Annotated in this window: 9 protein-coding genes and 1 pseudogene; 4 read left to right on the forward strand and 6 right to left on the reverse strand. The window is 44.0% G+C overall.

The features are described 5' to 3' along the window. The first annotated feature begins 463 nt into the window (after window positions 1–463). The gene (locus tag H6S82_RS11015; RefSeq protein WP_199315186.1) at window positions 464–832 is read left to right on the forward strand and encodes a hypothetical protein; all 369 of its coding nucleotides are present in this window, start codon (window positions 464–466) and stop codon (window positions 830–832) included. A 225-nt stretch (window positions 833–1,057) separates the two neighbouring features. Next, the gene (locus H6S82_RS11020) at window positions 1,058–1,855 is read left to right on the forward strand and encodes a sulfite exporter TauE/SafE family protein (RefSeq protein WP_190463673.1); all 798 of its coding nucleotides are present in this window, start codon (window positions 1,058–1,060) and stop codon (window positions 1,853–1,855) included. Between the two features lie 8 nt (window positions 1,856–1,863). Here H6S82_RS11020 and H6S82_RS11025 read toward each other — a convergent pair whose 3' ends face one another. The 5 genes from H6S82_RS11025 to H6S82_RS11045 all read right to left on the reverse strand — a co-directional run bounded on the left by H6S82_RS11025 (window position 1,864) and on the right by H6S82_RS11045 (window position 6,402). Next, window positions 1,864–2,292, reverse strand: coding sequence for a DUF202 domain-containing protein (locus H6S82_RS11025; protein ID WP_190463675.1), 429 nt, complete (start codon window positions 2,290–2,292; stop codon window positions 1,864–1,866). 204 nt (window positions 2,293–2,496) lie between these two features. Continuing rightward, on the reverse strand, window positions 2,497–3,171 hold the full coding sequence (locus H6S82_RS11030; RefSeq protein ID WP_190463677.1) for a hypothetical protein: 675 nt from the start codon (window positions 3,169–3,171) through the stop codon (window positions 2,497–2,499). Between the two features lie 294 nt (window positions 3,172–3,465). Continuing rightward, window positions 3,466–4,122 carry a cadmium resistance transporter gene (locus tag H6S82_RS11035; RefSeq protein ID WP_190463679.1) on the reverse strand — a complete coding sequence of 219 codons (657 nt, stop codon included), beginning with the start codon at window positions 4,120–4,122 and terminating at the stop codon, window positions 3,466–3,468. 21 nt (window positions 4,123–4,143) lie between these two features. Next, window positions 4,144–4,845, reverse strand: coding sequence for a cadmium resistance transporter (locus tag H6S82_RS11040; protein ID WP_190463681.1), 702 nt, complete (start codon window positions 4,843–4,845; stop codon window positions 4,144–4,146). A 96-nt stretch (window positions 4,846–4,941) separates the two neighbouring features. After that, the gene (locus tag H6S82_RS11045) at window positions 4,942–6,402 is read right to left on the reverse strand and encodes an APC family permease (protein ID WP_190463684.1); all 1,461 of its coding nucleotides are present in this window, start codon (window positions 6,400–6,402) and stop codon (window positions 4,942–4,944) included. 95 nt (window positions 6,403–6,497) lie between these two features. Between H6S82_RS11045 and H6S82_RS11050 the strand changes: the two genes are divergently transcribed. Next, window positions 6,498–6,740 carry a hypothetical protein gene (locus H6S82_RS11050; RefSeq protein WP_190463685.1) on the forward strand — a complete coding sequence of 81 codons (243 nt, stop codon included), beginning with the start codon at window positions 6,498–6,500 and terminating at the stop codon, window positions 6,738–6,740. Between the two features lie 41 nt (window positions 6,741–6,781). Next, window positions 6,782–7,708: a LysR family transcriptional regulator gene (locus tag H6S82_RS11055; protein WP_190463688.1), complete on the forward strand. Its 927-nt coding sequence runs from the start codon at window positions 6,782–6,784 to the stop codon at window positions 7,706–7,708. 53 nt (window positions 7,709–7,761) lie between these two features. On the opposite strand, the pseudogene H6S82_RS11060 reads toward H6S82_RS11055, so the two are convergent. Further along, window positions 7,762–8,024 (reverse strand): annotated as a pseudogene (locus tag H6S82_RS11060) (hypothetical protein); the annotation flags it as partial.

Here is an 8,024-nt window from a genome sequence, read left to right on the forward strand (position 1 = left end):
GTTGGTCTTTTAGCTTCAGCAATGGGAAACTCAAAGCTCTGAAGCTAATAACTTAGTTTTTGTATCTGTGACGAAGCTAAAGCCATTGTACCACAGGCTTTGCCAAGCATCTATTAGATTTTATTATCACCTCAAGTACGGAAGAGCCTTTCAACTTCCCGCGTCGTTTACTTAATGAGTATAATTGCTTACAAAAGGGCGGTTAAAAATCTCGGACAAGTCCTGTATGAATGGAGATCGGTCAGAAAAAAGTATATCGATCGCATATTTTCCTCTAGACATTTGCTTAACCTGCAAGTTAAACTACGGTAAGTCGAGCGGAATACTGTATTATACCGAAGTACAGACTGTACAGCTACAGCAAGCTACACAAGGGGTTTTCTGGCCCAGACTCAGGGCCATACTCCAAACAGCAACTGTAGATTATCTGTCGCCCTCTCATCCCATTAAGCAAATAAAAATCATGTTCAGAAAACTAAAAGGTGGATTTCTGCTCGTAATAGGATACTTGCTCTCACCACTATGCTGGTGGAACGACCTAGTTTTTAATCTACCCATTGCTTATTTTGTTGGGTACATCTTTAGTTTGTTTAACTCAGATTTACTCGTACCTTGCTCGATCGCAGCGTACTGGCTGTCTAACGTTACTGGCATTATCATGATGCAAGTAGGCGCTGTGGATGTTCTGCAAGGACAGCCCAAAGAACGTAACCTTAAAAAAGAGCTACTGACTGGTTTAGTTTCCTCAACAGTCTATACAATGGCGATTTTGGCATTGATACAGTTTAAAATTCTCGAAAATCCCGGCCTATTTCCTGTGAAGATTCTATGAAGATCCGCATCCCGGAAATATGTACGGTTAGAATGGTTTCAACCCACCAAAGCTTTTCTTAATAGCCATAGCCTTAGAAGAAGTAAAAGCGCTTGGAGTGGTCATAAGGGGTTTGGTCTGCCATCTACCTACTGTTTCTCTAAATTGCCGCGATCGCTCCGAAAAACAGAAGCTCAATCACAGTAAAAGTTTCTGCAAATTAACACCCTGTAATAGGGCAGCAGTATGAACTATTTATTACTTTCAAGCCTCAGTTTTGTAGTTGGTATCATCGTCGGTTTAACAGGAGTTGGCGGTGCATCTCTGATTACCCCCATGTTGATTTTTATATTCCAAGTTCCACCTTCGATCGCTGTTAGTTCTGATGTAGTCGCTGCCACCTTAATGAAGGTTGTCGGCAGCTACAAGCACTGGCAGCAAAGAACCCTCGATCTGCAAGTTGTCACATGGCTGGCGTTGGGAAGCGTTCCCGGCTCACTGACGGGAGTGGGAATTTTATATTTGATTAAACATAATGAGGCTTTTAATCTGGATGGCATCCTGCTGCGCTTGTTGGGGGTGGCAATGCTATTTGTCGCCCTATCAGCACTTGCACAATTACTGCTGAAAAATTTTATTCCTCAATTGAAGTTACCGGAACCACCCAAATTTGACTTAAAAACTCACTCCGGTCGGATGCTGACCCTGGCTGTGGGAGCAGTTTTAGGCTGTGTAGTTGGCATGACTAGCGTGTCCTCCGGTTCGATGTTTGCGCTTGTGCTGATTTCCTTTTTCCGCCTTGACTCTCGTAAATTAGTAGGCACAGATCTCTTCCAAGCAGCCATTTTGTTAATTTTTACTTCTGTAGGACATCTCTGTCTTGGTACAGTTAATTGGAGTTTAGTATTACCCATCTGGTTAGGCACAGTACCGGGAGTGCTAATAGGTGCTAAACTGTGTAAAATTACCCCTCAGCCAGCACTCCGGTTTGTAATTTATGCAATCTTAGTAATGGTAAGCTGGAAATTAGTTTATCAAGCTTAATTAAACTATCATTCAGGTACAACCAAACTCGTTAAAGTGAGAGGTGCTGTAAAGACAAAATAGATCACTCCTGCACCCAAAATTAACACCGCCATACTGAACAGAATTATCCAGCGGTCTGCCGGTTCGTAAGTATCTTCTTCAATGTCGCGACGAACGGCAAAGTAGTGCTGAGTGGAAAGCAAAACTGTCAGCAAACCGACTACAGAAAACAGCAAACCCAACTTCCAGCCATTACCGGGGTAAGGTAACATCGGTGGGTGAAAAGCGCGAAGACGCACGATGACTACGCCAAAACCCATTAGAGCGATCGCACTCCGCATCCATGCTAGGTAAGTACGTTCGTTCGCCAAGTGATCCCGCACTCGCGACGGGTTCAATCGCCTTTGTTGATTCCGATCTGCCTCTACCTGCGTGGGTTTGAACATTAACTGCATCGGTGACACCTTTTCTTTTTAATTCAAATCTACAAATAAGCAAGTCTGAGAACTCCAACAGCACAGTTGCGTGCCCTATGTTATTTTCTCAGGGTTACAGTCAAATATCGCATATCTTTACAGAGTTATCTTGTATTTTTTCGCGAATTTTGACTGTAACCCTGGTTACAAAAACGCCTTTACATCATCACCAAGAAAGAAAGTTTAACCCTGGCTCTCTTTGCTCTCCACAATCGGTGCATTTGGAACTCGCGTATCTATGAATGCTTGAGATACATTTGGTATAAACCAGTTAACATCACCTGGTTTCAAGACTTTCGTAAAAGGAACGTTGAATTCAAGTACGCCAGTGTCGGAGTTTCTTTTGAGGACTACATTAGTTCCATTAGGTATCTTGACCGCAAGAGCGCCGCTCGATTGTTGCCCATTTTGTCCGGTAACCGTTAAATCTGTTGGTACTCCGTCATTCGGTACGTAAAATCCCTCACAATTCCATTTTTTTTCAGTTGTCTGACCGTCAGCTAAAAAGTAAAGTCCATTGTCATATGGTTCCTTGGATTTTTTAGCTTTGGGCCCATAAACAGCCACCGTCTTACCTGTTTCATTGCTGCACTGACTCCAGTTGATGCCCGATTCTAGAGTGTATTTCCTAAACTCTAACTCATCAATTTTTTGCTGAAGCTGCTCCGGCGTATAATCCTCTATTTGAGTTTGTGTCTCTTTCGCTTTCTTGAGATCGTCTAGAGTTTGAGTCACCTCTATGTATTCCGGATTTTTTGCCAAGGACGACTTGTGTTTGTTGCCCGCCCAGGAAGGTTGTGCGAGCAGTAAATTGGCTGCCAATACCAAGACCAAAACAAGATATTTGAATAGCTTCATCCTTTCTCTCCTTTTCCAATCTTACAGCTATTCAACTTGAAAAGTTGAATTTGATTTTTTATGGGAATATTGTCAACACAGAAGCTTTTACCTAATTTGACTGCGCTTCTTGTGTTTTTTCGAGTTTAATTCACTCATAATAATCCTAACAGCTATGCTTAATTTTATCAACTATCTATTTAATTTTTTTTGGCTTTTTTTTACCATCATTTTTTGTTTGAAAAATCACAATCTTAATCTATAGTTAAATAGATTTTAATATAACAGCAAATTATATATCAATATAAAATTATACTATTTAAACTTGGGTATTAAGTGATAAGTACCGCTTTCAACTAGAATGAAAATACCCAAACCTATCAATATAAAGGGAACTATAGCCTTACCATAGCGGGTTAAAATAGGAGCGATCGCACGATGGCGGGTTAGTAGGTAAGCAATGTAACACCAAACCCCGATCAGCAAAAAGAAGACTGTTAGAATAACTGCCAAACTAGCGGGGTCACTGCTGGCAAACAAAGGTACGTAGATACCGATATTATCTCCACCGTTCGCAAAAGTTACTACCGCCACATTATAAGTCTGGGGAGAAAGAACACTTGCCAGCTTTGAAAGCACAGATACATTGCTTCTTGAAGCGTCAAATTCAGTTGAAACTGCCTGCACTTCTGCATCATTTTCTCGCTTAAATAGATGGATTATACCTATGAAAATAGGAACGAAACCCAGTATGCCAATCCAAGCTTTGGGCAATATCAAACCACCAAAAAAACCAGGTAAACAGGCAAGAATGAGCGCTGTAAAACCCAAGTATTGACCAACAACGATGTGCCGACGACGGAAGGTGGCATTCACCTGGGCGAAAAAAAGAGTCAAAATAACAATGTCATCGATGTTGGTCGCCCCAAAAGAAGTTATTCCTGTGATAATTGCGGTTACAAGCCAATTCATTAGGCTATTATTGTCACCAAATTAATTTTGCGCTTCTGAAGTCGATCGCCCGCTACTTTTGACCAACCCCATCAAACACAGAGAAGCAGCAACTAAAGCCAGCGGACTCAAAGATTGATTTTTCAACACAATGAAAACGCCCAATCCAATCAAAACAAACGGAACGAAATGATTGCCATAACGAGTTAGGATGTCAGCCACCGCAGGTAAAGCCGTTAACTTGTAGGCAGTGTAGCACCAAACTGCCACCAGCAGAAAGAATACGCTCAAAATTACCAGCAGACTTGGTAAGGCGCTATTGGCAAACAACGGCACGTAAATGCCAATATTATCGCCGCCATTGGCAAACGTAACAGCTGCTACACCGTAAGTTTGGGGAGAAAGAAAACTCGCGAAGGGAGAGGGATCTGACTCATCTATTTCTGCCTGAACTTCCTCCTCAGAATCGTTTTCCGGATTGAGAAAGCGGCTGAGTCCTATGCCAATAGGCACCAAGCCAAGCAATCCAATCCAGCGTTCTGGTAGAATTAAACCGCCAAAAAAACCGAGAAGGCTGGCAAGCACAAGTGCGGCAAAGCCTAAATATTGACCTGCAACGATGTGCCGGCAACGAAATGCTGCATTTACTTGGGAGAAAAACAGCAGCAGGATGACGATATCATCGAGGTTTGTGGCTGTAAAGGCCGCTATTCCTGTAGGTATTGCAGTTACTAACTCGCTCATTTCTGGGAATCCTTATGTTTACGATCGCTCATTAGCTATTAGCCATTAGTCAGCGGTCAAATATTCCCGGTAACTAAAAACTAAGACTAACGAATGTTAAAGGAGATCGGTCTCGTCGATTCTGACCTCAATTGCTTCCATCGAGCGCGTCATTCTCCTTACCATTTTGGGAGAACGCCGCTTTTGGATGATAAACCATCCACACCCAGCAAGTAAGTACAGCAAGAACAAAAACGGAAACGCATTGTAGGGAGCTTCTGGAGGTGGGAAAAGTTCGCTACCGGGAATTCCTACCGTACCCACAACCGGAATCAACATAAAACCAACGCCCAAAACCGAAAAGACGATATCCAATGGCCGCAATTTTCTCAGTCGGTACAGGTAAACAGGTGCAGCCACAGAAACCAGAATATATACGAGCAAAAATCCGTAAGTACAAATCGTTCCCGTATAAGCCATACTTTCAAACAGCTTGACCCCAAATAGGCACAAGAAAGCTGGCACCAAAAACGTTATCAGCGCTGACATAGAGACGGCAATGTGGGGCGTTCTGTTTGATGAATGTGCCGCACCAACAGAAGTGTGAAACAGACCGTGACGCGCCATCATAAAAAATACTCTAGCCGCCGGATTGATACTGCCCAGCACGCAAGCAAAGAAAGATAGCAACGCGCTCAGACTGATCAGTTCTCCCAAAAAACCTACTTTAGCTTGCTGAGCCAGAACAGTTAGAGGTTCTTCAGTATCGGCGAGGGATACGGAAAGACCGCTAAAACCCAGCACTTCAATGTAAGCGGTCATAATGAAGAACAAACCGGCCAAAATAGTGCTTTGAATTACAGATTTCGGGATAGTTTTGAGTGGGTCTTTCGCCTCATCGCCCAAGGAAGTGGCGCTTTCAAAACCAGAAAAACCGAACACGACCAGCACAAGTCCCATCGCTACTCCGCCTGGGGTGGCTCCATGTAGAGTAACTTGAGCCATATCCAGGGCGAAACCTTTTTGCGCCCAAACAACAACAGCCAAAAGCAGGATTAAGCCAACAGATACACCTTCTAGCAGCAGCATCATCGTCGCCGATAGACTGATGTCTTTGTAAGCCATATACCAAGCTATGCCAGCGCCGATCGCTAACATCGTAATCGGGGAAGGATGGATTCCTATGTGACCCAGCAAAACTTGGCCAAAGACGGCAAAACCGCACAATGTAGCTATCCCCGTAAACAAATAAGCCAGTACCAAACCCCAACCGCAGAGGACGCCAGCCGTAGGGCCAAGACCTTTAGCAATGTAAGAGTAGAGGGAACCTGGAGAAGCGGAACGGCGGGCAAATTGGTTGATGTTGACGCTGACAAACACCAGCCCGATCATACCGATCAGAAAACTCAGCCAAGTGCCGTTTCCCGAAGCGGCGAAGATCAAAGCTAAATTCGCTGCTGGTGTTGTGGTAGGTGCGATTACAGCAATTGATTGGGCCAAAACTTCCCTGTAGGGCAGACATTCTGGCTTTAAGCCGTGAGCGCTGCGATCGCGATCTAGTTGGATTTCACTGGTCATAAGGCATTTTTTTCCCGTACAGATTTTCTGTTTGGCGACACAAACTCGCAGGGAACACGGTATAATCACCGCTCAGCTCCCAGCCAGGTCAATATTTGACTCCAAAAAGCCTGCTCTTAAGTAATCAAAAAGACAAACAGAGTTTTTCAGAAAAAACCTTGGGTTCTGTATCTCTTTTTAGTGGTCTCGCAACGTTGCGTTTTCATAGCGATCGCTTTATAGCTCGAATTGAACTCGCAGGCATCGCCTCAGTTCAGTTCGGTGCATTAGGCTTATTCTTACCATACGGAAACTTAACGATAGAATCAAATGCTCTTTTTTGTCGATTTAATAAATAAAATTGATTAACAACTCTACAAAAGCTCTAAGGGTAGTTCAAATGGCAGGGATGACGCTCGATCAGTTGCGAATTTTTCTAGCTGTAGCCGAACATCAGCACTTTACCCGTGCTGCGGAAACGCTTTTCATTACCCAGCCGGCAGTGAGTGCGGCGATCCAAAATTTAGAAGAGGAATACGGAGTCAAGCTTTTCCATCGTATCGGTCGCCATATCGAGATCAGCGAAGCTGGCAAATTGCTGCAAGTGGAAGCGCAGAAAATTCTCGACCAAGTTACTTTAACCGAACGCGGCTTGCGAGAATTGAACAATATGCAACGCGGTGAGTTGAAATTGGGATCGAGCCTCACTATTGGCAACTATTGGCTACCAAATAAAATCGGCGAATTTCAGCGCCAATATCCCGGCATTTCTGTGCAATGTTTTCTTGCCAATACAGAAGAAATTTGTACTGGAACGGCTAATGGACAGTTCGATTTAGGTTTGGTAGAAGGCGTAGTTAGTCCATCACTTAAGAAAACTTTAGCTCAAGAAGTTGTCGGAAGCGATCGCCTTTTAATAGTTGTTGGCAAATCTCATTCTTGGTTTGAACTTCCAGAGGTTACTCTCACCGAACTTTCTACAACAGAATGGGTGATGCGAGAACCCGGTTCTGGCACACAGCAAAGGTTTGAGGAAGCATTGCAAAATTGGGGAATCCCTATTACTGAATTAAATATTATTTTAGTTTTGAACAGTGGCGAGATGGTCAAGTCAATAGTAGAAAGCGGTGTCGGCGCAACAGCAATTTCCGAATTGATGGTCAAAAAAGAACTACAGCTTGACACTCTACGTGCAATTCAAGTTATCGATAACACAGATGATTCTAGCCCCATATTGGAAATAGCCCGACCCTTTTTAAAGCTGAAGCATCGCCAGCGCTTTCAAACACGCCTCTCCAAAGCATTTGAAACAATGTTGACTCTATAGCTGTCAGAAACCCGGTTTCTTCAAGAAACCGGGTTTCTAGAGTCTAATCCACTTCATAAATTATCGGGATCGACTCCCAATTCTCGTAACCGCGCCGCTAAGAGTTCAGCGCGTTGGCGTTCCGCTTGCGCCTGCTGTTGGGCAACTTGCGCCTGTTGTTGGGCAACTTCTGCCTGCTGTTGGGCAACTTGCGCCTGCTGTTGGGCAACTTGCGCCTGCTGTTGGGCAACTTGCGCCTGCTGTTGCGCCGCTTCCTCCGGCAACAAAACCAGATTGCCAGAAGTTTCGTAAAAGCGCAACCAACTTGCCGTTTCCC

Source organism: Planktothrix sp. FACHB-1355 (genome assembly GCF_014748295.1).
In the GTDB taxonomy this organism is placed as follows: domain Bacteria; phylum Cyanobacteriota; class Cyanobacteriia; order Cyanobacteriales; family Aerosakkonemataceae; genus Aerosakkonema; species Aerosakkonema funiforme_A.